At 34.9% G+C, this 26,794-nt stretch carries 26 protein-coding genes, 1 pseudogene and 1 riboswitch; of the genes and pseudogenes, 22 read left to right on the top strand and 5 right to left on the bottom strand.

All coding sequences use genetic code 11. The annotated features are described in order from the left end of the window. From ACWZFG_RS06025 to ACWZFG_RS06000, 6 genes and pseudogenes are all read left to right on the top strand, one after another. A pseudogene (locus ACWZFG_RS06025) lies at window positions 1-1,051 on the top strand (hypothetical protein); the annotation flags it as partial. An 87-nt stretch (window positions 1,052-1,138) separates the two neighbouring features. Then, window positions 1,139-1,312, top strand: coding sequence for a hypothetical protein (locus ACWZFG_RS06020; RefSeq protein WP_455577246.1), 174 nt, complete (start codon window positions 1,139-1,141; stop codon window positions 1,310-1,312). Next, the gene (locus ACWZFG_RS06015; protein ID WP_455577245.1) at window positions 1,309-1,776 is read left to right on the top strand and encodes a hypothetical protein; all 468 of its coding nucleotides are present in this window, start codon (window positions 1,309-1,311) and stop codon (window positions 1,774-1,776) included. The genes ACWZFG_RS06020 and ACWZFG_RS06015 overlap by 4 nt, the downstream gene beginning before the upstream one ends. Before the next feature lie 9 nt (window positions 1,777-1,785). Next, complete coding sequence (locus tag ACWZFG_RS06010; RefSeq protein WP_455577244.1) at window positions 1,786-2,217, top strand: hypothetical protein; 432 nt, start codon at window positions 1,786-1,788, stop codon at window positions 2,215-2,217. Between the two features lie 445 nt (window positions 2,218-2,662). Continuing rightward, entirely contained in the window at window positions 2,663-3,514 is an 852-nt protein-coding gene (locus ACWZFG_RS06005; protein WP_455577243.1) for a hypothetical protein, read from the top strand. A 53-nt stretch (window positions 3,515-3,567) separates the two neighbouring features. Next, the gene (locus tag ACWZFG_RS06000) at window positions 3,568-4,095 is read left to right on the top strand and encodes a hypothetical protein (protein ID WP_455577242.1); all 528 of its coding nucleotides are present in this window, start codon (window positions 3,568-3,570) and stop codon (window positions 4,093-4,095) included. Between the two features lie 462 nt (window positions 4,096-4,557). Here the strand turns inward: ACWZFG_RS06000 and pdxT are convergent, their stop codons facing one another. Beyond that, on the bottom strand, window positions 4,558-5,130 hold the full coding sequence (gene pdxT / locus ACWZFG_RS05995; protein WP_418627267.1) for a pyridoxal 5'-phosphate synthase glutaminase subunit PdxT: 573 nt from the start codon (window positions 5,128-5,130) through the stop codon (window positions 4,558-4,560). 1 nt (window position 5,131) lies between these two features. Continuing rightward, window positions 5,132-6,010, bottom strand: a complete 879-nt coding sequence (pdxS, locus tag ACWZFG_RS05990; RefSeq protein ID WP_455577241.1) for a pyridoxal 5'-phosphate synthase lyase subunit PdxS — start codon at window positions 6,008-6,010, stop codon at window positions 5,132-5,134. Between the two features lie 331 nt (window positions 6,011-6,341). Here pdxS and ACWZFG_RS05985 point away from each other — a divergent pair, with 331 nt between their 5' ends. The 8 genes from ACWZFG_RS05985 (at window position 6,342) to ACWZFG_RS05950 (ending at window position 14,841) form a co-directional block, all read left to right on the top strand. Next, window positions 6,342-7,418 carry an ABC transporter substrate-binding protein gene (locus ACWZFG_RS05985; RefSeq protein ID WP_418627514.1) on the top strand — a complete coding sequence of 359 codons (1,077 nt, stop codon included), beginning with the start codon at window positions 6,342-6,344 and terminating at the stop codon, window positions 7,416-7,418. 54 nt (window positions 7,419-7,472) lie between these two features. Then, window positions 7,473-8,246: an ABC transporter permease gene (locus tag ACWZFG_RS05980; protein ID WP_418627513.1), complete on the top strand. Its 774-nt coding sequence runs from the start codon at window positions 7,473-7,475 to the stop codon at window positions 8,244-8,246. A gap of 14 nt (window positions 8,247-8,260) precedes the next feature. Beyond that, window positions 8,261-9,070 carry an ABC transporter ATP-binding protein gene (locus ACWZFG_RS05975; RefSeq protein WP_455577240.1) on the top strand — a complete coding sequence of 270 codons (810 nt, stop codon included), beginning with the start codon at window positions 8,261-8,263 and terminating at the stop codon, window positions 9,068-9,070. Window positions 9,071-9,233: 163 nt separating this feature from the next. Next, window positions 9,234-10,700 (top strand): MocR-like pyridoxine biosynthesis transcription factor PdxR, encoded by a 1,467-nt coding sequence (gene pdxR / locus ACWZFG_RS05970; RefSeq protein WP_418627511.1) that lies wholly within the window; start codon window positions 9,234-9,236, stop codon window positions 10,698-10,700. A gap of 170 nt (window positions 10,701-10,870) precedes the next feature. Further along, a complete protein-coding gene (locus ACWZFG_RS05965; protein ID WP_455577239.1) occupies window positions 10,871-11,659 on the top strand; it encodes an amino acid ABC transporter substrate-binding protein in 789 nt (262 codons plus the stop codon). A gap of 94 nt (window positions 11,660-11,753) precedes the next feature. Next, complete coding sequence (locus ACWZFG_RS05960; RefSeq protein WP_418626558.1) at window positions 11,754-12,398, top strand: amino acid ABC transporter permease; 645 nt, start codon at window positions 11,754-11,756, stop codon at window positions 12,396-12,398. A 14-nt stretch (window positions 12,399-12,412) separates the two neighbouring features. After that, the gene (locus tag ACWZFG_RS05955) at window positions 12,413-13,162 is read left to right on the top strand and encodes an amino acid ABC transporter ATP-binding protein (RefSeq protein ID WP_418626557.1); all 750 of its coding nucleotides are present in this window, start codon (window positions 12,413-12,415) and stop codon (window positions 13,160-13,162) included. A 241-nt stretch (window positions 13,163-13,403) separates the two neighbouring features. Beyond that, a riboswitch (glycine riboswitch) is annotated at window positions 13,404-13,507 on the top strand. 167 nt (window positions 13,508-13,674) lie between these two features. After that, a complete protein-coding gene (locus ACWZFG_RS05950; RefSeq protein ID WP_418626556.1) occupies window positions 13,675-14,841 on the top strand; it encodes an ABC transporter substrate-binding protein in 1,167 nt (388 codons plus the stop codon). Between the two features lie 196 nt (window positions 14,842-15,037). On the opposite strand, the gene ACWZFG_RS05945 is transcribed toward ACWZFG_RS05950, so the two are convergent. After that, entirely contained in the window at window positions 15,038-15,745 is a 708-nt protein-coding gene (locus ACWZFG_RS05945; protein ID WP_455577238.1) for an HAD family hydrolase, read from the bottom strand. A 207-nt stretch (window positions 15,746-15,952) separates the two neighbouring features. On the opposite strand from ACWZFG_RS05945, the gene ACWZFG_RS05940 reads away from it, so the two are divergent. The 6 genes from ACWZFG_RS05940 to pfkA all read left to right on the top strand — a co-directional run bounded on the left by ACWZFG_RS05940 (window position 15,953) and on the right by pfkA (window position 23,667). Next, window positions 15,953-17,068: an N-acetylmuramoyl-L-alanine amidase gene (locus ACWZFG_RS05940; RefSeq protein WP_147670815.1), complete on the top strand. Its 1,116-nt coding sequence runs from the start codon at window positions 15,953-15,955 to the stop codon at window positions 17,066-17,068. 132 nt (window positions 17,069-17,200) lie between these two features. Continuing rightward, entirely contained in the window at window positions 17,201-18,412 is a 1,212-nt protein-coding gene (locus tag ACWZFG_RS05935; protein ID WP_418626554.1) for a YecA family protein, read from the top strand. Window positions 18,413-18,445: 33 nt separating this feature from the next. After that, window positions 18,446-19,795, top strand: coding sequence for an MATE family efflux transporter (locus ACWZFG_RS05930; RefSeq protein WP_455577237.1), 1,350 nt, complete (start codon window positions 18,446-18,448; stop codon window positions 19,793-19,795). 129 nt (window positions 19,796-19,924) lie between these two features. After that, on the top strand, window positions 19,925-21,133 hold the full coding sequence (locus tag ACWZFG_RS05925; RefSeq protein ID WP_418626552.1) for a metallophosphoesterase: 1,209 nt from the start codon (window positions 19,925-19,927) through the stop codon (window positions 21,131-21,133). A gap of 91 nt (window positions 21,134-21,224) precedes the next feature. Next, complete coding sequence (locus ACWZFG_RS05920) at window positions 21,225-22,568, top strand: lipase family protein (RefSeq protein WP_418626551.1); 1,344 nt, start codon at window positions 21,225-21,227, stop codon at window positions 22,566-22,568. Between the two features lie 139 nt (window positions 22,569-22,707). Then, window positions 22,708-23,667, top strand: a complete 960-nt coding sequence (pfkA, locus tag ACWZFG_RS05915; RefSeq protein ID WP_418626550.1) for a 6-phosphofructokinase — start codon at window positions 22,708-22,710, stop codon at window positions 23,665-23,667. A gap of 94 nt (window positions 23,668-23,761) precedes the next feature. Here the strand turns inward: pfkA and ACWZFG_RS05910 are convergent, their stop codons facing one another. Next, a complete protein-coding gene (locus tag ACWZFG_RS05910; protein ID WP_418626549.1) occupies window positions 23,762-24,421 on the bottom strand; it encodes a hypothetical protein in 660 nt (219 codons plus the stop codon). Between the two features lie 195 nt (window positions 24,422-24,616). Next, complete coding sequence (locus tag ACWZFG_RS05905) at window positions 24,617-25,276, bottom strand: hypothetical protein (RefSeq protein ID WP_418626548.1); 660 nt, start codon at window positions 25,274-25,276, stop codon at window positions 24,617-24,619. A gap of 258 nt (window positions 25,277-25,534) precedes the next feature. Here ACWZFG_RS05905 and ACWZFG_RS05900 point away from each other — a divergent pair, with 258 nt between their 5' ends. Further along, complete coding sequence (locus ACWZFG_RS05900) at window positions 25,535-26,053, top strand: ECF transporter S component (protein ID WP_418626547.1); 519 nt, start codon at window positions 25,535-25,537, stop codon at window positions 26,051-26,053. Window positions 26,054-26,078: 25 nt separating this feature from the next. Then, window positions 26,079-26,594: a cysteine hydrolase family protein gene (locus ACWZFG_RS05895; protein ID WP_418626546.1), complete on the top strand. Its 516-nt coding sequence runs from the start codon at window positions 26,079-26,081 to the stop codon at window positions 26,592-26,594. Window positions 26,595-26,794: the final 200 nt, after the last annotated feature.

Raw genomic sequence — 26,794 nt, 5'->3', positions numbered from 1 at the left:
ATTTAACTTTAGTACAGATGTATCCCATGCAAAAGATTTGTCCGCTACTTACCAAAATGCAGGAATCACAGGCGGTGCAAATAAAGGAAAAACCAACTCCAACTACGAAAGCGTAACCGACCAAGCCGGCATCTATGCAGGCAAAGGTGGTTTCAATATCAAAGTTGGTAAAAATACCGATTTAAAAGGTGCAGTCATTGCAAGTGAAGCCGATGCGAGTAAAAATAAACTTAGCACGGATACGCTTACATATTCTGATATAGAAAATAAGGCAGAATATAGTTCAAGTAGTAGTGGAATTAATGTAGATACGAGACCAAATGCAAAAGCTAAAGACAAAGGAATTACGCCAAATATAGGAGTAACTTCAAGTGGGGAAGCAGATTCCACAACAAAATCCGCAATAGCAGATGGAACGATAGAAGTCAGAAGCAATCCAGACCAAGATTTAACTGGGCTAAGTAGAGATACTCAAAATTCACTAAATGCATTAGAAAAAATTTTTGATAGAAAAACAGTAGCGGAACAACAAGAATTAGCTAAGTTATTTGGCGAAATTGCCAATAATGAGATACATAGGATCAGTAAAGAATTGGGATGGGATGATGGAAGTGTATATAAAGCTATTCTTCATGCGGCTGTGGCAGGAACTAGTGCAAAACTAGGTGGGAGTGACTTTAAAAGTGGTGCTATATCTGGTGCTGTAAATGAAATTTTTATAAATGAAATTGCTAAATTAGGTGACCCTGCACTAATGCAATGGGCAAGCTATATCCTAGGAAAAACAGTCGCTAAACTTACTCATGGAAATGCGCAAACAGGTGGAAGCGTTGCAGCAAGTGCAACGAAAAATAATCTTTTATGGGAGTATGTACCTGAAATGAGAAGATCTTTAGCGGATATTGATGTCTCAAGGCTTGAAAAAGGGTATTGTGATGTGACAGCTGTAGGTGGTGGACTAAGTTTAGGATATAGCGATTATGCAATTATATTTAATGTGGAAGGGGAACCGACGTTTTCTTCTGGCAGTATTGATATGAGTGCATCTTGATTTCCAGTAGGTGTAACTGCGGGAAGGGGATATTTAGAAGATCCAAAAGGAAACATCGTTACTGATCAAAATATCATTATTGAGCAGATGAAAGGATTGTCTGCAGGCGGGACGGTCTCTGTATTTGGAACTATTAGTAAATCTTATAACTTAGATGGATATGCGTTTGTTATTGAGGGGGTTACATCAAATATAGAAGCTGGCATTGGTATTTCATGGACGAAATATTTAGGCTCAAAAGAAGAGGTAGTAAATTCATGAGTTTAGGATCGTATTTTAAAAATTTAGTGTGGAATCGTCTTAGTTGGATACAACGATTGTTTTATTTAGTTATAACGGTGATGATTTTATTGATGGTAAAAGAAACTTATGATGAAGAAGCGTTAAAGCAAAGAGCATTAAATGAAACAATAAATATTTTTTATGAAATTTCTTTGCCTAAGCAGAATGACATTATAAAAGCAAAGATTATAAATAGGCTAGGGGGTGTTTATTCAATAAAAATATATTATAAAAAAAGAGGTAGCTTTGATGAAGAAATAAATTATTTAAAAAGTAATATAGCATTTGAAGAATATGAAGAAATAAAAAAGAACAATAAATATTTATTGAAAAAAAATAATAATTCAATAGAAGTTAGTTTGCAGGAGGATGAAGGAGAAATATTTTTACTTGATATTGTTGCTAATAGACCTATTGGTATTTATGAAAAAAATAAGAAATGAGGCGATATTTTGAAACAAAAATATATAAAATATTTTTGTTTGGGGATAATTTTATTATTTGGCTATCTATATTTCAGCAATATAATAAATTTATATAATAATAAATTTACAGAAAAAGATGAAGTTTTCCTTATATCTGAGTTACATGCTCTAGGTATTCCTCAAGAAAGTAAAATTCTTAATATGGATAAAATATCTATTTTAGGAGGAGATAATATTATATTTTGTAAATTTTATGCAAATAAAAATATAGACTTTTATTTACATAAAGCCCAAGTCTGTGGTTGGGATAATTTTAATTATGACAATGATTTTATTAGTGGAGAAAAAAATGGATATAAATTGCATATTAAAATAAATAAAAATAACACAACTAATATATATGTTTATACTACAAGGACTATATGGGGATCTATAATTAAAATGATATATTTGAGATGATATCATTTTAGACTAGATGACGGTACTCTTTGTCTAAAACTTAATAGCTAAATAAAAAATCAGAGGAGATAGAACTCTATTTCCTCTGATTTTTCCATATGATAGCAGAAAATACGATAAAGATGATCCTAACTATAAAAATCAGGGACTAACACCAGTAATCGGAACATCATCAAGTGGAGAAGCAGAATCTACAACAAAATCTGCAATAGCAGATGGAACAATCGAAATCAGAAGCAATCCACAGCAAAATTTAAGTGGACTAAGCAGAGATACTCAAAATGCATTAAATGCATTAGATAAAATCTTCGATAAGAAAACTGTACAAGAGCAACAAGAACTCGCACAGCTATTTGGAGAAGTCGCATTTAAAGCAGCAGGAGACTTAGGACTGAAAGAAGGAAGTCCAGAAAAAGCAGCACTAGATATGGTACTAGGCGGAATCATGTCCAAAGTAGGCGGAGGAAAATTTGCCGATGGCGCAGCTAGTGCAGGACTTACCCAACTAGTAATGAACGAACTGAAAAACATAAAAGACCCAGCAGTACTCCAATGGGCGACAGCCATCGTAGGAGCAGCCGCCGCAAAAGTAGTCGGAGGAAATGCTCAAACTGGTGCAGGTGTGGCGGTTAGTGAAGTAAGAAATAATTGGTTGTCTCATTGGCAAAAGGAAGAACGACAAAAAGCTATAGACGAAGAAGATTGGGAAAAAGTAGCTTATTGGGATAGAATTGATGAAGCACAAGATCAAATATTCAATTCCATGGGGATTAATCCTAATTTGATTGATTGGACAGACCCAATCAATTCAAAATTATTAGAAAGTATATCTAATCAAGCACAAGAATTAGAAGCAAGTTCTAACTTTCAAAACTCATTTTTAGAAAATCTTCCTACGGTTGATTATTCCACGATAGTAGCTACTGGCGCAATATCTGTAGTTGTTGGTGGAGCTGTTCTGTATAAATATAATGGAAGTTGGGTAAAGGCTGGTTCGAGTATAGCTGCTACAGGAAGTGTTTGGGATAAAATAACTCCTACCGCTGCCAATATATCAGGAACAGCTATTCCTGCTACTTTTCAAATACAGAATGGACAGCGTATTCTTTGGGTGAATTCCAATGCAACAGAACATATGGGAGAATACATTACTAGATTTGGTAACCAAAGTTGGTCCACAGGAATTAGAAGTCAGGCTATGTTATCAAGCTTTAATGCATCAGTAGAAGAGGCAATGGTGCAGTTAGCTAGTTCGCCAGTAGGAAGGTATTTTATAAGTGTAGGGAACTGGGAATAAATACAGAAACGGGAGTAATTTATCATGCGTTAATGAAATAAGGAGTATTTTAGATGAATTTAGAATTGATGGATGTATATTATGATAGTAAAAATAAGAAAATTTATCGTAATTTTGAGTCTATGGGAAAAAAATTATTATTAGTAAAAATGGAGGTTTACCCTAGAGATGGATATCCTTTTCATTGGTTATTGGAAAATGGTAAAAAACCTCCTTTTGATATTGCTATAAATAAAGAGGATGCTTCAATTAGTTATATTAAATTTTTTTTCCAAGATGAGAAAATAAAAAAAATTGATAAAGTAATAAAAGTAAAAAGTGAAAAAAATGGATTCCCTAAATTTAATATAGGCAATTTTAATCAAACCAAATATCAAATTTTTAATGAAGGAGATGTGAATGCTTTTTTTGATGGATTAAATTTATGTCTGATTATATCCAGTATAGAAATTCATAAATTTTTGAATTTAGATGAAAATAATGTATTGTTGTTTAGTAATGACGGATTTTTTGCAGGAGTTTTATTTAAAAATTTATTGAAAGACGAAATAGAAGAATTAAAATTTGCTCAAATATTATAGATATTTAATTTAGATGATAATTAGGAGAGATAATAAGGATACAAAGGTGACGGTAATCTCTGTCTCAAACTTAATAGCTAAATAAAAAATCAGAGGAGATAGAACCCTATTTCCTCTGATTTTTTCAAACAGCTTGGCAAGCAGCGGAGTCAGATTTTCTCGGAAAACCCAAACAAGCCAATCTTAATCAATAAGGCTTCGCCGCAAAGCCAGCGAAGTAATCGTAGGCAAAGATATTGCAGCCTTCTCGGTTTAATGGACACGAAAGACAATAAAAAAACTAAATGAAGTGCAGAATTTAATGCAGTCAATAACAAAGTAAACATCAACCCAGATAAAGCCTTTTAATCATACCACAGTACATAAAATAAATTCCCATATAAGCCGGATACAATGATATGAAACGTATCAATTGTGAATCTGACTTATATGGGAATTTTTATTTTGTGATGTACTTAACTTTTATACAACCTTTTCAACGAAATAGCGATGGAAGGATAAATCGTTTGTTAGTTCGGGATGAAATGCAGTCGCTAGCATATGGTTTTGCTGGGCAGCTACAATTTTGTTATCGACTTTCGCGAGTACCTTTACATTTTCTTTTGCTGATTCGATATAAGGTGCTCGGATAAAGGTAAGTGGAATTGGAGCTGTTGATATTTCTGGAATGGATGCAGTGGTTTGAAAGCTGTCTAGCTGGCTGCCGTAGCCATTTCTTTTTACCACAGTGTCCATTGCTTGTAAATAGCTTGTTTCTTGGGCGGAAATTTCTTTAGCCAGCAAAATCATTCCGGCGCAAGTTCCCCAAACGGGGAGCCCTTGATTGATTAGATTCTTTAAGGGTTCAAGCATTTGAAAATAATTGAGTAATTTCCCCATAGCAGTAGATTCGCCACCGGGTAAGATTAATCCATCCACTTCTTTAATTTCATCTATTGTTTTGACTGCTAAAGTAGTTATATTTTGCAATTTAGATAATGCATGCATATGCTCAGCTACTGCACCTTGGAGAGCAAGTATACCAATACGTTTCATTTTACCAACCTCTGCTAGCGAGGCGTTCATTTTTATCTAATGTATCAATTTCAATGCCAACCATTGCTTCGCCTAAATCTTCGGAGATTTCAGCTAATTTGACAGGATCATTATAGAAAGTTGTTGCTTCTACGATTGCTTTGGCGCGTTTTACTGGATCGCCGGATTTAAAGATACCAGAACCTACGAATACACCGTCAACGCCAAGCTGCATCATTAGAGCTGCATCCGCTGGTGTTGCGATTCCGCCCGCTGCAAAATTCACGACTGGTAATTTACCGTACTCATGTACGTATTGGATTAAATCAAAAGGGGCGCCGAATTCTTTTGCAATGGTCATTAATTCAGTTTCGGATGCCATTTGTACGCGACGCATATCGTTTACCATTGTGCGCATATGGCGAACTGCTTCGACAACATTCCCTGTACCAGCTTCACCTTTTGTACGAATCATGGATGCACCTTCACCAATACGGCGTAACGCTTCACCAAGGTTTCGTGCACCGCAAACAAATGGAATTTTAAATGCGGATTTATCGATGTGGTTTACATCATCAGCAGGTGTTAATACTTCACTTTCATCTATGTAATCAATACCGATAGCTTCTAGAATTTGTGCCTCAACAAAATGACCAATTCTTGCTTTTGCCATAACAGGAATAGAAACAGCTGCCTTGATTTCGCGAATCATTTTTGGATCGGACATTCTAGCGACGCCGCCTTCTTTACGAATATCCGCAGGTACGCGTTCAAGTGCCATGACAGCGACAGCACCGGCTGCTTCGGCGATTTTTGCTTGCTCAACATTGGTTACGTCCATAATGACGCCGCCTTTAAGCATTTGAGCTAAATTTTTGTTTAATTGATATCTGTTTTCCATGGAAATACCTCACATTCTTCACTGTAATAGATTAAAATAAAAATTGTACTAATACGATTTCTGCGCTTTCGTACGAAATTTTTCTAATTCTAGCAGAATAATTTTGCTATAGCAAGTAAATTATTATAATTTATTAATTTTGTATCGATACAAAATTAATAAATTAGTTAAAGAGAACAAGAAATATGATAATGAAGATACAATAATCTATTTATGTAAAGTAAAGTCAGTGATTATTTTTATTCTAAGTTGCATCTATAGCAATTCCTAGAACCGAAATATCATTTAATGAATAGTATGTAGCAGTAATATATCAATGGAGGAAGTGCTTATGAAATTGGGTAAATTATGTAAGGTTATTAGTTTAGCAGTGATAATGGTATTTTTCTTCACTGGCTGCGGAACAAACATAACTGCTGACCAAAAACAAACTGCACCTGTTTGGGCGCCGAATTTAAAACCATTAAGTGAGCCAGTCACCGTAACAGTTGGTATGAAGCAGGTGACTTCGGATGCTGGCATTTTAATTGGGATGGCAAGAGGTTATTACGAAGCTCTGGGAATTAAAATTGAACCAGTTCAGTTTAATACTGGGCAAGAAATGATCAATCAACTGGCGGCAGGACAACTAGATGTTGGTGCCACTGTTTCATCGGCAGGTTTATTTAATGCGATGTCAAGGGATATTCCAATAAAGATTGTAGCAGATAAGGGGAATAATGTTGCAGATCAAGGGTACTATCGATTGGTAGTTCGTAAAGATTTAGAAAATACAATTAAAAATTATAGCGATCTTAAAGGTAAAAAAATTGCAATTGTAGGAACTGCCTCTTTAGATGAAATTTCTTTAGACAGAGTTTTGGCAAAGGGCAATATGACATTAGCTGATGTAGATGTACAGGTAATTCGTTCATTTGCTGATATATTAGTTTCCTTTGGTAATCAAAGTATTGATGCGGCAATGTTGATCGAACCTTTTGTGACACAAGGAATGAATAAAGGTTTATTATCTCCATGGAAAGATCCAGTAGAATATGATCCTCAGGCGCAAACAGCAATCTTAGTCTTTGGAAAAAGTTTAACGCAAAATAAAGATGTGGCGAATCGTTTTATGACTGCTTATATAAAATCAGTACGCGATTATAATGATGCTTTTTTTAAAGGGATAAATAAAGATGAAATGATTGATTTACTTTGCAAATATTCTGTAGTTAAAAATGCTGATCTATATAAAACGATGTTTCCAACAGGTATTAATCCAAATGGTTATGTGAAAGCAAATGGAGTAGCGTTAGACTTAGATTGGTATAAGAAAAATGATTTACTTAAGCAATCGATTGAGCTAGATGAAACATTAGATAATAATTTTGTTAATTATGCATTAACGCAATTAGGAGAATATAAATAAAATGATTCGTTTTTCTTAAGGGAGAAATAACTTTAAAGTTGGTGAGGTAAACAGATGAAAATACAATCAAATAACCTAAGCGTGCTTCGTGTCATTTCTATATTGTCGCCTGTTACACTACTTGTTATATGGGAAGCGCTAGCGCAGTGCAGATTGATTGATATTCGCCTGTTTTCTAGTCCGTATCTTATATTAAAAGCTTTTTTACCGTTACTTTTTTCAGGAGAATTACTTTATCATACGATGATTAGTGTACAGAGGATATTATTTGGGTTTGTCGCTGGGGCTATTCCAGGAATCGTTTTAGGTATTGCGATGGGATTATCCCCTATCGTTAGGTGCGCATTAGAACCAATGATTAACGCGACGTATCCAATTCCAAAACTGGCATTGATGCCTTTGATTTTATTGATTTTTGGACTTGGAGAAACTTCAAAAATATTTACAATTGCAATTGGTGTGTTTTACTTAGTAGTTATTAACACATTAACTGGCGTATTAAATATTGAAAAAATTTATTTAGATGTTGCCAAAAGTTTTGGCGCAAGTAAGAAAAACTTCTATTTGACAGTAGCATTGCCAGGAGCGTTGCCGATGATTTTTGCCGGACTAAAATTAGGGATGGGAATGGCGTTAATTTTAATTGTCGCTGCAGAGCTGTCAGCGGCGCAAGCTGGTGTAGGTTGGATGATTTGGCGAGCTTATGACATGTTTGATATCGAGAGGATGTTTGTAGCATTGATGATGCTATCTGTACTTGGGTATATATTCTCAATTATTTTAGATTGGCTGGAATGTTTAGCATTGCCGTGGAAACAGCAATCTTGAATGGAGGTTTTTCGATGAATCAAGATAAGGAATACATTAAGATTGATCACGTAGGCAGGGTGTTCCAGACAGCACAAGGCAAAGTTACAGCTATAGAAGATGTGAATGTACAAATAAAAGAAGGCGAGTTTTTTTCTATCGTTGGACCGAGTGGTTGTGGGAAAACGACGTTGCTTAGAATCTTGGCAGGGCTAGAAAAGGCAACGACAGGGTCAATCAATATAAATTTACGTGACCGTAGCAAACCGTTAACATCAGTAGTATTTCAGGAGCAATCTATTTTTCCCTGGCTCACTGTATTAGATAATGTTGCTTATGGATTAAAAATGCGTAATGTGCCAAGGAAAGAACGGGAAGAGGTTGCTGCTTATTACATTGATATGATTGGATTAACAAAGTTTGCAAAAGCATATCCTTGTCAATTATCGGGCGGAATGAAACAAAGGGTGAGTGTAGCGAGAGCTTTTGCAAATGATCCAGCAATCTTATTGATGGATGAACCTTTTGGTGCATTAGATGAGCAAAACCGTATTATCCTTCAGCAAGAATTACTCGATATTTGGAGCCGAATGAAGAAGACGACAATATTTATCACCCATAGTATTGACGAAGCGTTATGTGTGAGTGACCGTATTATGATTATGACTGCTCATCCTGGAACGATGAAAGAGATCGTCGATATTGATTTAAAGCGGCCACGTGATATTTCGAAAATACGAACTTCATTACGATATAATGAGCTATTTCAGCAAATTTGGTATAGTTTAAGTGAGGAAGTTCTTAAAGTAAAACGGCGAGAGTTGAAAAATGAAAAAAATGGTTGAGCATTAAAAAATCCTGCTAACCCAAGTAGTGGTTAACAGGATTTTTTTAGCTTGATTGGTTTATTTTGGAGTGACTCGTGTTTACATCTGGAGTATGTTACAATGAAAAGCGTACTGATACGATTTTTATTAAATATTTTAATTTTTGTAGAAGGGGTTTGTGATGACAGGGCAAAATGAACAATTTGTTAATTTTATCTCAATACAATTAGATAAGACGAAGAAAATTCCATTATATGTACAGCTATATGATGCGATTCGTGAACTTATTATTGGAGGAAAATTGAGTCATGGATATTTGTTACCGCCTGTCCGTAAGTTTGCTGCGTTTTTAACGATTAATGCGGGAACGGTGATGAATACGTATAAGCTGCTAGAACAGAATGGTTATATATTTTCTCGGGGCGGAAGTGGAAGTTATGTTGCCGAATTAAAAGCAGCAGAAGCAGATGAAAAGAGTGAAAAAGATGATGAGTTTGATGCGATATCCATGCTTACGCCTACAATGGACGAATCTTATATCAACCTTGCAAGCATTGCGCTTAACCCCGAGTTAATTTCTGTAGAATCCTTTAAAAGGGTAATCAATGAAGTGCTGGATCGTGATCGGGGCTATGCATTTAGTTATCAGGAAAGTCAAGGGTTTTATCCGCTTCGCGAATCAATATCCGTCTACTTAAAAGAACGTGGCGTTGAGGCTAGGCCTAGCAATGTACAGATTATTTCTGGTGCGCAGCAAGGAATTGATATCGTTGCAAAAGCATTACTTGATTATGGCGATTATGTCTTTGTGGAAAATCCGACCTATTCAGGGGCGATTGCGGCATTTCGTTCACGGGGTGCTAAGATTATCGAAATCAGTATGCAAGAGGATGGAATGAAAATCGAAGAATTAGAAGAAAAACTGAGAACTTTTCGTCCCAAGTTAATTTATGTAATGCCGAATATTCAAAATCCAACGGGGTATTCTTATTCTACGGTGAAACGTAATCGATTGATGGGACTCGCTCGGTATTATAATACGATTATTTTAGAGGATGATTATATTAGTGAACTTACTTATAGCAAGAGGCCTATGGCGCCATTAAAAGCTATTGATCGTGATGATCGGGTGATTTATTTAAAAAGCTTTTCGAAAATTTTTATGCCGGGACTTCGGCTTGCATTTTTAACGATACCTGCAAAGTTGGTGAATCGTCTCTTAGCAATCAAGCATAATTCGGATATATCAACTTCGGGGCTTACACAGCGTGCGTTTGATTTATACTTACGAAAAGGAATATGGTTAGAGCATATTGAGACGATTCGCAAACTTTATTTAGATCGATTTAAGATGACTTTGGATGCGATAGAACGATTTATTCCGAGTGATGTTGTATACCAAAGGCCTCAAGGGGGATTATCCATTTGGCTTACTTTGCCAGAGGGGATTTCTGCAAAAGCTGTTGTAGAAACTGCTAGAACGAAAGAAGTATTGTTGACGGAGGGTACTCCATTTTTCCCACGTCAAGCGGTTGATCGTTATATTCGCATTAGTTTTGCTACAGTTTCTCCTGAAGCGATTTGGCGTGGTGTAGAAATTATTGGGAAGATTATTACTAGTTTAGTAAATTCAAAGAAAGATTTGTAGGAAATGAAGAAATATAAAAAAATACGAATTTTTGAGATTGAGAGAGAATGGAGAATGTAATTTTATTTTTTGCTGATTAAGTGTAATGTTTTAAAGGTTTCATATTTTAACGAACTAAAGTATAATCGTATTTGTAATTAAATTATAAGATTTTGGGTGGAGGATTTTTAATGAAAAAGATAATTGCCTTATTCATGCTCGTTATGATGGTTGGTGCTTTAGTTGCTGGTTGCGGTGGAAATGACGTGAAGAAGGAAGATGCCAGCAAGAAAAAAATCGTGGTTGGTTTAGATGATAACTTCCCACCAATGGGATTTAAAGATGAAAATGATAAAATTGTTGGTTTTGATATTGATTTAGCAAATGAAGCTGCGAAAAGACTTGGTCGTGAAGTTGAGTTCAAGCCAATTGATTGGAGCAGTAAAGAAGCTGAACTTAGCAGTGGACGTATTGACGTACTTTGGAATGGGTTAAATATTACTGAAAAACGTAAAGAAAATATGCTCTTTAGTGAACCTTATATGGAATGTAAACAATTAATTTTTGTACCAAAAGGTTCTCCTATTCAAGGAGAAGCTGATTTAAAAGGCAAAGTAATTGGTATGCAAAGTGCAAGCACCGCTGAAGAAAATTTTGAAGCTGATACAAATTTACAAGCTTCAATCAAAGAAGTGAAAAAATATCCTGATTGTATTGCTGCAATGATGGATATGGAAGCTGGACGTGTAGACGCGATTATTACAGATGAAATTGTTGGTCGTTACTATATGGGTAAAAGCCCAGATAAGTTTGTGGCTTTAGAAGCTCCGGTAGGTCCTGTTGGAGACTTTGGCATTGGTTTCCGTAAGGATGATACAAATTTACAAGCTGAAGTTCAAAAAGTTCTTGATGAAATGAAAAAAGATGGTACGACTGCAAAAATTTCAACGAAATGGTTTGGCAAAGATATAACAAAATAATTTCGGATGAAGAATTGAAGGTTGTCATAAGACCGATGGTGAAAATACCATTGGTCTTATGTGCGTTTACTGAGTAAGAATAAGGAGAAAATAAATGGAAAAAATCTTGACAATGATACCACCTTTACTAGATGGGTTAACAGTTACTCTACAAATTTTTGTCATTACTTTGGCATTATCGTTACCGCTAGGGCTATTATTAGCGCTGGCAAGGATATCAAATTGTCGCTCGCTTAGCTTTATCGTGGAAGTTTATATTTGGCTAATGCGTGGTACGCCGCTTATGTTACAATTATTATTTGTCTATTTTGCATTGCCGTCTTTTGGGATAAAATTACCGGATTTCGGATCGGCACTTTTGGCGTTTACGTTAAATTATGGTGCTTATTTTGCTGAAATCTTTCGCGCTGGAATTCAGTCGATTGAACGTGGACAGTATGAAGCGGCAAAAACTTTGGGGATGACTTATGTACAAACGATGCGTCGTATTATTATCCCGCAGATGATTAAACGCGTATTACCTCCAATCAGTAATGAAACGATTACTTTGGTCAAGGATACTTCTTTAGTATATGTTTTAGCAATGAATGATTTATTGAGAGCCGCGAGAACAATTGTACAGCGTGAATTTGATATGATGCCGTTTGCAATTGCTGGAGCGTTTTATTTGGCGATGACTTTTGTATTAACTTGGGGATTTAAAAAGTTAGAATCTAGATATGCCAAATATGATGAATAGAAAGAGGAAATAGCATGAGTGAATGTATGATTCGGATGAGAAACATCCATAAAAGTTTTCATAACTTAAATGTACTAAAGGGCATTGATTTGGAAGTAAAACGCGGGCAAGTTGTTGCAATTATTGGACCATCAGGTTCGGGGAAAAGTACTTTGCTTAGATGTCTTAATCGCTTGGAGACAATTGATAAAGGGTATATTGAAGTAGAAGGCGATTTACTTGCTGAAGATGGAAAATATGTAGAGGAAAAGAAAGCGCGTCAGATTTGTGCGAAAATGGGCATGGTATTTCAACAATTTAATTTGTTTCCTCATATGACGGTAATGGAAAATTTGATTGAAGCACCAGTGCATGTAAAAGGAATGAAACTTCAAGAAATTATTCCTGTTGCGGAAAACTTACTAGAAAAAGTAGGTCTAAGTGAAAAAAGGGATAGTTATCCATCCAGGTTATCTGGTGGACAAAAGCAACGGGTTGCGATCGCTAGGGCTTTGGCGATGAGTCCAGATATCATGCTGTTTGATGAACCGACTTCTGCACTTGATCCAGAACTGACTGGAGAAGTTTTAAAAACGATGCGACAACTTGCGGAAGAAAAGATGACGATGATTATCGTAACGCATGAAATGGCGTTTGCCCGTGAAGTGGCTAGCCATGTAATTTTTATGGCAGATGGAGATATTATTGAACAAGGCAGTCCAGAAGAGTTTTTTTCCAATCCGCAACAAGTGCGCACACAAGCTTTTTTAAAGAGTATGCTGTAAAAACGATAAATTTCTTGGATTTTGAAATAAAAAACAGCGAAAAATGAACTATTTTGTAAAAATAGTTCATTTTTTTATTAATACCTATTGCTATAATTGAAAACTTGCATTATAATAATGTTCATTGAAGTATTCCACACAATTACATATGTATTTCGGATGAAGTCTACGGAAGAGTGGCCACAAGGCCCGCCGAAGGAGTAACGCTCTCAGGCATCGAGTTATCGTATAAACCGTAGATGGACGTGACTCTGGAGAGGGCCCTTAAGTGGGACGCCGAAGGTGAAAACAGACGTTAAGTAAGAAGTCTGCAAATCTCTCAGGCAAAAGGACAGAGACAGGCTATAACAATTCTTGTTGGTTATGTTATAGTTTTGCCTAGTATTTGTTTATGCTTTTTAGAGTCAAATCATTATGGTTTGGCTCTTTTCTTTTTAGCTAGACAATGCCCTTCTTTTGACGCGATGTAGGTGGGAGAAAAGTTTTAAGATAGTAAGAAGGGGAGAAGTTTTATGAAGAATAACAAGATGAAATTATTAGCGGTTATGATGATGATCTGCATGTTGGCTGTTGGGTTAACTGGCTGTGGTGGAAGTGATTCCAACACAATAAAAATTGGTTTATTAAATGAAATGACAGGTGGTAATGCTACGCTTGGTACATCAGCAGCGAATGGTGCAAAATTAGCATTTAAGGAAATTAATGCCAATGGTGGTGTACTTGGAAAACAAATTGAGGCTGTAGTAGCAGATAATAAATCCGAACCAGCAGAAGCTGCAAATGCGATTACAAAATTAATCAATCAAGATAAAGTAGTTGCAGTAACAGGTACTTTTTCAAGTTCTAATGCAATTGCAGCAGCAAGTGTTGCTGAAGCGGCAAAGGTTCCTTATTTAGCAGCTGGTGCGACAAATCCGAAAGTTACGGTAGATGAGAAAAGTGGTAAAGTATTTGATTATGTTTTCCGTGTGTGTTTCATCGATCCATTCCAAGGAACTGTAGCGGCAAACTTTGCTACTGATAATTTAAAATTAACAAAAGCGGTTATTCTTGTAGATAACAGCAGTGATTATAGTAAAGGTTTAGCAGATTTCTTCAAGAAAGCTTTCACAGCAAAAAATGGCCAAATTTTAGGTGAAGAAGCTTATTTACAAAAAGACCAAGATTTTAAAACAATTTTAACGAAAATCAAAGCGTTAAACCCTGAAATCATTTATGTTCCTGGATATTATGAAGAAGTAGGTAAAATTGTAAAACAAGCGCGTGAAATTGACCTTAAATGCGTAATCATGGGCGGAGATGGCTGGGATTCTCCTAAATTAGGAGAAATCGCAGGTGCAGATGCTTTAAATAATACATTCTTTACAAATCACTATTCTGTTGATTCCGATGATGAAAAGTCTAAAGCATTCGTTGAAGCTTATACAAAAGAATATGGTCAAAAACCAGATGCGCTTGCGGTACTTGGTTATGACGCGGCGAGAGTATTAATTGATGCAATTACTCGTGCAAACAGTACTGAACCAGCAAAAATCCAAGCAGCTTTGACTGAAACAAAAGATTTTGCAGCAATTTCTGGTGATACAACATTGAATGCAACACATGATGCAGTGAAGAATGCGGTTGTAATTGAAATGAAAAATGGCAAACAAGAATTTAAAGCAAGTGTAAAACCTTAATAGATCTAAAAAATTCCTTCTATAAATATATAGAAGGAATTTTTTAGATAACGAAACCCTATCAATTTATCCATAGATATATGCTGAATAAAGTGGATAATTTGATAGGGTTTTTTGAGATTTCATCCGATGGTTAATTCTTGAATTATGAGACGGGAATTCGTAGAGGGTGAAAATACATATGAATTGGTCTTTTTTATGCTAATATTTTTGGCAAATCTTTTGCCAGTTGATCTACTGTTCCAATATAGTTGGATTTGATTGGACGATTATCTTTATTGATGATAAAATCAGTTAACAGATAGGTTTTTATTCCGAGTTCTCCGGCAACTAAATCTTCATGAACATCATTACCGATCATTAGAACATTTTCTGGGCTCAAGTCAATTGCATCAAGAATTTCTTGATAGTAAGCGAGCTGAGGCTTGCAGAAATGACTATTTTCATAGTGTGTAATACGTTGGAATGGAATATGATCCAGACCTCCCCATTGCAGACGTGACTTTACAGCAATTAAAGGAAAAACAGGATTCGTTGCAAGGGAAACCGGGATAGCCTTTTCAATGAGGTTATTCAAAATTGGTAAGATTTTTGGTACGGTGACCATTTTTTTTAGTTCATTAAAATCGTTTTGGTAAAATTCATCGATTAATGGGTTTAGTGTTGTACGCGATATGTCAACATTTTGATCAATATATTGCCAGAAAACATCGGCATTTGTTTTTGTATGTTCAATGTTTTTTAACATATGTCCTGTTGCCGTTAAAACATGATTGGCAAAGATTTTTGGATCTGTAATACTAGCGAATTTACGTCCAAGTAAATTTAAATAGTTTTCCATGAATAAATGATGATCAAAATGAATTAAAGTTCCATCTAAATCAAACAAAATATGTTTAATCATACTAATCCCCCAATTGATTTGAATTTTTCAGTAAAATACATCATTAAGTATACAGAAAATAAACAATAAAAGCAATTTTGTCACCGTAAATTTAATAAATGTTTGTAATTTTATGGTGTAATATTTAGGAATATTAGTAGAAGGTATTGCATTTTTATAGCGAAAAATCCTATAATAAAGGACAGACCTTTTTGGGAGGAAAATAGAATGCGTAGATTTATGATTATGTGTATGGTGATGATATATTCGTTACTTAGTTTTACCACAATATCTTATGCTGCTGATTTTAAAGATAGAGTTAGTGGGCTTGCTAAAGTTGATGGAGTGCGGGTATATACCAATGGTGACAGTAAAGTTAGGGTAGTGTTGGATACGACAAAGGAAGTAGAATACCGCACATTTGTCTTATCAAATCCAACGAGAATTGCAATTGATATTAAAGGGGCATGGCTAAGTCCTAATGTAAGTAAAGCTACTCCGGTAAATAGTGGGTTAGTGGGCAAGGTAAGAGCCAGTCAATTCGATCCGACAACAGTAAGGATTGTTGTTGAGGCAAATGTCAGCAAAGACCGCTATAGAGTGTTTTCTTTAAAAGCGGATTCAGCAAATGACAAAATGCCTCGCATTGTCATGGATTTTGGTGATTTAGCACAAGAGGAAGTTGGTAAAACTCCGCAAGAGGAAACGATTAGCACACCTTTACCAGAGGTGAAAATGCGTACGATACAACTATTTGATAAACCGGGATTAAAAGATAAGATTATTGCTGTGGATCCGGGGCATGGCGGAAGTGATGGCGGAGCAATTGGACCTACTGGTATAACTGAAAAAGAAGTTACTTTAGCTGTCGGTTTAGAGTTGAAGAAAATGCTTGAAGCTGAAGGGGCAAAAGTCGTAATGACGCGTACGACAGATGTGGATGTTGCCCGTCCAAATGCTTCGGCGAGAGAAGAGTTACAAGCGCGGGTAGATATTGCGAATAAGGCAAATGCTACTGTTTTTGTTAGCATACATATGGATGCTTTTGTGAATCAAGAGGCACAAGGAACATCAACTTATATTTATCAAAAAACCAATGGTGACGAGCGCTTGGGAAGATTTGTTCGCGAAGGGCTAATTAATCAACTGAATACACAAGATCGTAAGACTCGTGATTGCAATTTTTATGTAGTTAAATATACAACGATGCCAGCGACTTTAGCGGAGGTGGCATTTATATCAAATCCAAATGAAGAACGTTTGTTAAAATCATCTGATGGTGTTAGAAAGGCTGCAAAAGGAATTTTTGACGGCTTAAATAAATATTTTTCTTATGATAAATGAGGCTGTCTCGGAGGGAGTTTTAACTCCACTGAAGGCAGATGAGTAATCCAGGGACTTACGGTGTCTTTCTGCTCCCTAATAGGTGGTGATTAGACCACGTTAGTCATAAGATAAATAAAGTGAGGTATGTTGATGTTAGATCAAGAAAAACTGGAAAATGCAAATTCACTTGAAGAATTGAATGCTGAGATAGCAAGACAAATGAAAGAGCGCGAAAAGGCTTTTTGGAAAAATAACGTAGATGAAAAAAGAAAACTGGTAGATGCTTTAACTTTACTAATGAAAAATGAATTAGATGATATTCGTGTAAATTTATGTGTGCATGGAATTAGTAAATTGAAGAAACAAGAAATGGCACAAGCTCTTGTAAATCCAATTCTTGATTTTTCTACTAGCTGGTTTGAGAATATCATATCAAGTCAATATGATATTTTATCGGATATTGCGAAAAATGGTGGTGCTAGCGCCAACATAGATATGGAAGATACGAGATTAGATTATATTCGCAGCTTGGGAATTTTGCATACTGGACGCATTAAAGGGGAAAACGTTTGGTATATGTCTGATGAAATATTAAAAGTGTGGAACCAGCTAGATACTGAATTCTTAAGTCGCGTGAAAGCGAATGAAGAAGTTGTTCGTTTGGTCTCGGGATTGTTAACACAATATGGATTTTTAACCTATGATATTTTATTTGAGCGTGTACAAAAAATTGCAAAAATAGCTGAATTTGATTTTAAAAAGTTTATGGGTATCTTAATTAATGCAAGTTGCTGGCAAGAAAATATTTTAATTTCTGAAGCTGGAATGATTCATTATGGTGTGCTTGATGAAGATGCACTTGAATATGAGCGTGAGAAAAATGCAAATTTAACCTACAAAGAGTTTTCTTATGATGAAACTTTTAAAGCTGGTGCAGTAGATTATGTTTCAGAAAATAATGCCTATCAACAATTAATTGCACTTATGCAGGTGAATTTTGAGCTGGATTTTAAAGAGGCAAATGATATTGCAGATGAACTGTGTATTATGCTCCAAAATGGAGATGATATGAATGAAATGCTTAGTTATTTTCAAGTGGCATTAAAAGTGCCGACGAAATTAGTCACGGAAGAATTATTAAAAGTTTTTGTTGAGATGAAGAATACAATTGGGCTGTGGCGGTTAAAAGGTTATAGTATAAAAGAACTTGGCACTGTGCCGCTCGATTGTGTAGAAAATTATCGTATTGTGGAAACGAAAGCTGATGGGATGAGATTTGTCCCGGCAAAGGCTTCCGTTGGACGCAATGATCCATGTCCATGTGGCAGTGGGAAAAAGTATAAAAAATGTTGTTTGCAATAAGCAAATAAACCGAACCGATTTTGGGGTGGGTAGTTGAGACAAACATATTCTTATAAAGAAAAAGTAAAACAATTTATGATTGTTTTACTTCCAATTTTTATTACACAAATTACTTTAATGTCAACTGGTTTTTTTGACACTGTAATGGCGGGAAATGTAAGTGAATATGATTTAGCTGGTGTTGCGATTGCAGTAAATATATTCATGCCTGTATTTGGTAGTATATTAGGGGTTCTTTCGGGATTAACGCCAACGATTTCGCAATTGTATGGCGCAAATAAAAAAGAGGAGCTTCCTTTTATCATTGTGCAGGGAATTTACTTAGCGATTGTCATAGCCATTTGTTTGATTATTCTTGGATTTATAGTTATTGATCCATTGCTTAATGTTATGAATTTAGAAGCTAAAGTTAAAATTGTTGCAAAAGGTTTTTTACTTGCTTGTGCTTTTGGGATTTCTCCGATCTTAATTGCTGCGGTCTTTAGAAACTTTGTTGATGCGCTTGGGTATACAAGGGTGACGATGGTTGTTACCGTATGTGCTGTTCCTATCAATATTTGTATGAATTATTTATTTATTTTTGGGAAAATGGGGTTTCCTGCTTTGGGAGGAATTGGTGCAGGTGTTGGTACTGCAATAACGTATTGGTTTGTTTTATTTATTAACTTGTTAGTAATTAAACATGTCAAACCTTTTTCGCAATACGATATCTTTCGGTTTTTTGGAAAACCTGACTTTGCCGCTTGGCGGCAGTTATTATCTATTGGTATTCCCATTGGATTTGCTATGTTTTGTGAGCAAAGTATCTTTGGAGCGGTTGCCTTATTTATGGCAGCTTATGGAACAACGGTAATTGCAGCGCATCAAGCTGCAATGAATTTTTCAACAATGGTATATATGATTCCACTCAGTATTAGTATGGCACTTACGATTATGGTTGGCTATGAAGTAGGTGCAAAGCGCTACAAAGATGCGAAGAAATATAGTTATTTGGGCGTTGCTTTATCCATTTTATTTTCTGGCTCGCTTACCTTGATTTTAGCGAATTTTAAAGGTGAAATTGCAGCCTTATATACAAAGGATGAGGCTGTATATCAAATGATACAGATATTTTTACTTTATGTGATAGTTTTACAATTTTCGGATGCAATAAGTGCACCGCTACAAGGTGCTTTACGTGGATATAAAGATGTAAAAATAACGCTGATTTTAGCTGTCATTTCTTATTGGATTATTGGTTTACCAGTTGGGTATGCATTTGCTAACTATCTTGGCGTTGGTCCGTATGGATATTGGGTTGGTTTAATTGCGGGAATTGTTGCTGGAGCGGTCGCATTAATCATTCGATTAGTGAAAGTACAAAGAAAGCAATTAGCGAAGTAGCTATAGAAACTGTTATAGATTTAGATTTGGGTGTTATCGGATTTTTCAGCCCAACTTTACTCTATAACAGTTTTTTGCTATTTTTTCGCAATGAAAATCATGTATAATATAAATAAGTGTGGTGATTTTATGAAAAAAATGGTTTTAATTTTTTTAACTTTACTTTTAGTGAATCTCAATTCTAGTGTTTTTGCCCAAGCGGATATCAGAGCACTTCACCTTACCTGGAGTGAAGATACTAAATCGACGCAGACGATTACTTGGCAAATGCATGAATTTAACCCGAATATCCGTGTAGAATATGGTGAAATAGGTTTACCTGCCGATTTCCCGAAAAAAGTTATGGCTGATGTTGAGCCTTTTCCCGATGAAACGGGAGTAAGTCATGTATATCATGTTACTTTACAGGGGTTAAAATCGAATAAAGAGTATTTTTATCGGATTGTTGATGGCGATATCACGATAAAAGAAGCAAATTTTAAAATGGGAAAAAATTTAGATTCTTGTGATTTTTTGGTTTTTGGTGATTCGCAAAGTTATAATTACAAAGTTTGGGGAGAGACTTTGAAAGCTGCTTATACGCAAAATCCTAATGCAGAATTTTTTGTAAATGTAGGAGATTTGGTTGACAATGGACAGCGTATAAGTGAATGGGAAAATTGGTTTTTGAATGGGAAGGATATCATGATACATTTGCCAATTGTACCGGTAGTGGGAAATCATGAAACGTATACACCGCAAAAAGGTATTTTTTCTATGCCGAAATATTTTACTTCTCAGTTTGTTTTACCTCAAAATGGGCCAGAAAAATTGAAAGAGCAGGTTTATTCTTTTGATTATGCGAATGTACATTTTGTTGTATTAGATACACAGTTTGGCGAAGAACGAAGTTTTGTTCCAGATTCATTAGAAAGACAAATAGAATGGATAAAAAAGGATTTAGCAGAAACCGATAAAAAATGGAAAGTAGTATTTATGCATCGAGCACCTTATCATAATCGTGCGGATAGAGGTTTTGATCAAACGATAAAATTTGTGCCTATTTTTGAAGAATTTAATGTGGATGTAGTTTTTACCGCACATGATCATGTTTGTGCTAGAACACCAGCAATGAGGGCGGGGCTTTTAACAGATGATGGAGTTATTTACGCAACAACGGGAAGAAGCGGAACGAAGGTATACCAAACAGTAATAAAGAAAGAATGGAATAGTACGTTTTTAAATCCACTAGATGAACCTACATACTCAATGATAAGTGTAAATGAAAAGAAGTTTACAGTAAAAGTATTATCGCAAAGCGGGAAGCTGATTGATAAATGGGATATTGATAAATTCTAGCCCTATTAATCCACTAACAATGAGGTGATTCTTTCCATAGAAATATATTTACAATTTATATATAATAATATTAAATTTAGGAGGGCTTAAAATGACAAAGCTTATTCTAGGATTTATATTGTGGATATTTATTTTTTTAAAACCTTTAACTGTGTTTGCTGAAGCTATTGAAGAATATGAGCAGGCAAAGCTCGATTATATTAATGCAGTTGTCTGCATGGCTACGTACGGTGATTACAATGGACGTTTTGCGCGTTATGAATTATCTGAGCTTGGTTGGGATGTTTCGCCCTTCAAGGATAATGTTGATGGAACAGAGGCCAAATTTATTACTGTAAAAGGTCAAGATAATAGCCCGGAACATGACTTATATATTGTTGCAATTACGGGGACAGAAAGCCATAAGGATGTTATGCTAGACCTCAACTTTCATAAAGTATTTTTTGGGGGAACGACTCCGGAAGAATTTGTTGAATTTGCAAAACGTGACAAATTGACTAGTCAAGACCCTATGGTACATAGTGGTTTTAATAAGTATGCAAATGCAGCTTTTTATGGTCAAGATGATACTGGAGAAACTTATGGAGTTTATTTAGCGCGCATTTTAAAAGAGGATAGTAATAGAAAGATCTACTTGACAGGTCATAGTTTGGGTGGAGCAGCAGCAACTTTGCAAGCAGCTAGATTAATTAGTATGGGAGTAAATCCTAAGCAAATAGAAGTAGTTTCTTTTGGAGCCCCGGCTGTTGGAAATAAAGTTTTTGCAGATAGTTATGGAAGTAGAATTAATTTAAGGCGTATTGTTTTAAGTGGAGATCCTGTACAAGGTGCTTTGCAAGGGATTTCTGGTGGATATACGCAGTTTGGTGATAAAATCGTATGGAGACGTCATCATACTTTGAAAAATTTTAAACATGAAATTGCAGTTTATTTGGATTCTGCAATGCGAATTTATTATGACAAGAAAGAAAAATTGAAGAATAGTTCGCTTGCAAGTGATGCTGAATTTGTTAATGAAAAGCAAGGAAAAGAAATGGTATATATTTCTGCGCCAACTCTTAACTTAGATCATGTTACTATAGAAGATAAAAAATATGTGAAAGAGATATTAGAAGATGTGCATCGTTGGAGTGAACATGGATTTATCATAAATACGGAAAAAAGGGGAACATTAAACGAGGAAATTAAAAAAGCAAAAAATGCTGGATGTAAATGGTTAGTGCTGACGAATGTAGAAAGCAAGCAAATGCAAAAACGATATAATGACTTTTATATCGCAGTTGAAGATATTTTGTATAATGTAGAAACGGAACAATTGGAAGCTGTCTTTAGTTCGGCACGAGGCAGTAATGATTCAACTCCACTTGGAACGATATTAAATGGTGCTTTGCAAGTCAAACAAGAACGAGAAGCTTTAATTTTTAAACACTCATAATATATAGTTATATCTGCTAGAACAAAACATAGATTACTATTTTGTTTACTTTACAATTGGAAAATATTTATTTAGAATGTAAGAGTGAGTATAAATAGATATTTGAGGAGAGTAGCAATTTAGAGAAGGTGGAATAGATATGTTAAAAAGTATTGCAGTAATGACAAGTGGTGGGGATAGCCCAGGAATGAATGCAGCGGCTAGAGCTGTTGTTAGAACGGCATTACACCAAGGTGCTGAAGTTTGGGGCATAAATAACGGATATAAAGGGCTGCTCAAAGACGATATCGTAAAATTAGAATCACGTTCTGTAGGTGATATTATCCAACGTGGTGGTACATTTCTTGGTACGGCACGTTGCAGTGAGTTTACAACGCCGGAAGGACGTCAAAAAGCTTTTGAGGTTTTGAAAAAACGTGGGATTGAAGGTTTAGTTGTCATTGGTGGCGACGGAAGCTTAACTGGGGCAAAATTATTGAATGATTTAGGAATGCCTGTAGTTGGATTGCCGGGAACGATTGATAATGATGTTTGGGGAACTGATTATACAATTGGTTCAGATACGGCTGCAAATACAATCGTAGATGCAATTAACAAATTACGTGATACAGCATCTGCACATCGGAGAATTATTATTATTGAAGTTATGGGAAGAAAATCTGGTTGGTTGGCAATGACTGCTGGAATTGCTGGTGGTGCAGAGCAAATTCTTGTTCCAGAAGTAAGAAATAATCTTGACATAGTTTGTCAAGAGTTAAAGGAATCCTATGATAAAGGAAAACGTTATAGCATTGTCGTTGTAGCAGAGGGATATGGATGTGCAGTGGAAATTGGAAAGAAAGTTGCCGAGGTTACAGGCATTGATACTCGGGTATCTGTACTAGGGCATATTCAACGTGGAGGTTCTCCATCAGTAGAAGATCGAATAAAAGCAAGCATGCTTGGGGAAAGAGCTGCATCAGCATTAATTGCAGGAATTTCAAATGTTCTTTTTGGTTTTGATGCGGGAAAGATTGTTACTATAGATTTAACGGACGCTGTGAATAATAAGAAAACGCTTGATCCAGAATTAGCGCGTTTGGCTAAGATACTAGCATAAAATAAAGGTGTTGGGAATTTTCCCAACACCTTTATTTTATGCTAGTATCTTGTTTCAGTTATGATTAACTAAGAGTTGCTTAGAAATATCACTCTTATATTTTCATACCATACATTAATAATAGCCCAGATAATGTATAATCTGCTTTTGTATGTATATTAAAATTGTTGATATTAAGATCTACGTCATTAATTTTGCGTTTAGCATAAGACAAGCTAAGCATATTATTTTTTGTAAAATCGTATTTTATTCCAATGTTCGATAAGGAAGAATCTCTCCCTTTGATATAAGCCGCATATAAAAGAGTTTTATCATTTAATTTTTTATGAATATCAAATCCAAAATGAAAAGATGCCTTTGTTGCAGGTTCTACAGCTTGTCCAAAAGTAAACTTATTATTTTCATAGCCTGCGATGATATCAAAGTTATCGCTTGCTTTATAAATAAAATTAAAATCATTTAGTTTAGTTTTCGAATAAGAAACCATACCAAGCATTTCTTTATCTTCGGAACGAAAGCTACCTAAATTATATCTTACTAATAATTTATCAGTAAGAGCGTGGGTGATTGCTAATTCATAGCCAGATTTTGCATGGGCATCGGCAGATAAAAAACTTTTTGCTTCACCTTTGGAAATAAGTGCTCCTCCAACCTCAATCTGCGTTTCATTACTTTGTAATTCTACTGCTTCTGTTATCGCAGGGGTTGAAAAAATAAATAACCCTAAAGCAGCAAATGCTATAAAAATTTTCATGATTCCTCCTAAAAGTAAAGGTTAAAAAGTGTTAAAGTTTGTGAGTAGGTTTATTAATAAATTTACTCTGGAAAAAGCAGTATATAAAATGAACAGTTTTATTGTATCATAATGAAAGGAAATGTAAATAGAGATAAAAATAACGTTTAATAATACATCTGTACTATTAAACGTTATTTTTATAATAAATAGTTTTTAGAATTTAAGACCATACATTAGAGATAAACCAGATAGTTTATAATCTGCTTTTGTATGCAGATTATAAAGATCAATATCAACGTCCATATCGTTTACTTCACGTTCGATATAAGATACTGTCACAACACTATTCTTAGTAAGATCATACTTTATGCCTATCTCAGATAAGGAAACATCTTTTCCTTTTAAGTAAGTGCCAAATAACATAGTTTTATCATTCAAATCTGTATGTGCAGTTAAACCAAAATGAAGAGTAGATTTTGTAGCGGGTGATACTGCTTTACCATAACTGAATTCATTATCCTCATAACCAAATACAAGATCAATATAATTATTTGCTTTATAAATTAAGTTTATATCGTTTAAAATTGCTTTAGCGTGTGTAGTTATGCCAATCACATTTTTTTCTTCTGACTTAAAATCACTTCGTTTATATTGTAGAGATAAATTATCATTAAGTGCATGCGTGATTGAAAGCTTATATCCAGACTTTCCATCTACTTCTTCAGGAATAGCGCCTTTAGCTGAAGCTTTTGCATCAAATGAACCTCCTAGTTCAACTAATGTTTCATCTGGTTCTAATTTTGCAGCTTCCCCTGTTGTTACGTTTATTGTAAGAAATAAAGTGCAAATAAATCCTACTAATAATTTCTTCATGTTTCCTCCTAAAAATAAAAATAAAAAATATATTTATCAATGAGTAAATTTTCGCTTTTTGTTTAATAAAAAGTAGCATTTATCAAATGATGTTTTTTATTGTATCATAAAAAAAAATAATGTAAATGGAGACTAAATAGTCTCTTTTAGGACTGTTTAGTCTTTTTTTGCTTGAAAAATAATTTTTTTAGTAGGATAATATAATTTTATGACGAAACTTATAAAGTCGTATATGAATTTTTAGGGGGGATATTGTCTATGGGATTTGAGAAAAATAGAGTTTTAAAGGTAAATGATATTGTAAAGATAGGAATGCTCGCTGCTATGTGTGCTATTATGACTTCAATAAAAGTTCCCTTTGGCGCCGATGCAATGGTACATTTAGGAACTGCCTGTGTATTTTTAATTGGTATTTTATTTGGCGGAATTTATGCTGGGTTCGCTGCAGCGATTGGTTCAGGCTTTTTTGATTTGCTAATGGGTTTTTCACCGTATACTTTATGGTCATTTTTTATAAAAGGGATAGCTGGATTTTTAATCGGAACAATTGCGCATGGATTATGGCCACAAAAAACTTTTGATGGGTGGTTAAAAAAAGCTTTGCTTGGCATGGTTATTGCAGCGATATGGACTTTAGGCGGATATATATTGGCGTGGTGGTACGTAACGGGAAGTTTAACAATCGCAATAAGTTATATTCCTAGTTCCATTATGACATCTACTGCCGGATTTATTGTTGCTGTAGTTGTAGCTCCTGTTTTAAGAAAAAAAATATAAGTATATTATATTAGGAGAGTTTGATATGAAAAAAGCACTTTTGGTAATTGATATGTTACATGATTTTATTGACCCTGCTGGCGCACTTTACTGTGGAAGCGAAGGTGAAAAAATTGTTCCCGTTATAAAGAATATAATAGAAGAATTTTTATCCGAAGGTGCAGAAATCTTTTATATTTGTGACTCACATAGAGAAGACGATCTAGAATTTAAACGATTTCCCAAACATTGTGTTACAGGAACAATTGGTGCTGAGGTAATTTCGTCTCTTAATTTTGCCTGTAAAGATGATCATATGATTTTAAAGCAACGCTACAGTGCTTTTTATCAAACTAATTTAGAAGAAAAATTAGTTGGTATAGATGAAGTTGTATTAGTTGGTGTATGTACAAATATTTGTGTATTATTTACTGCCGAAGAGTTATGTAATCGTGACAAAAGAGTTATTGTATATAAAGATGCTGTTGCTAGCTTTGATAAAAAGGCGCATGAAAATGCATTGGCAGAAATGAAGAATGTATTAGGTGTAATAATAAAATAAAGTAAGGATATTTTAAGTACTTTGCTATAATTTATCATTTAAAATAATTTTCGTATTTTTTCATAAAAGATATTGACAAAAAAGAGTGAAGCGTGTAATATAATACAAGTCGCTAACGAGCGGCACGGGAAGTAAACTTTATCAATCATCTTAAAAAAAGATGTTGACAAAGCAAATCGCTTCTGATAATATAAATGAGC

The organism is Anaerosinus sp., from assembly GCF_965318445.1.
The sequence above is the reverse complement of the archived record's forward strand: the minus strand, read 5'-3'. Positions and strand labels throughout refer to the sequence as shown.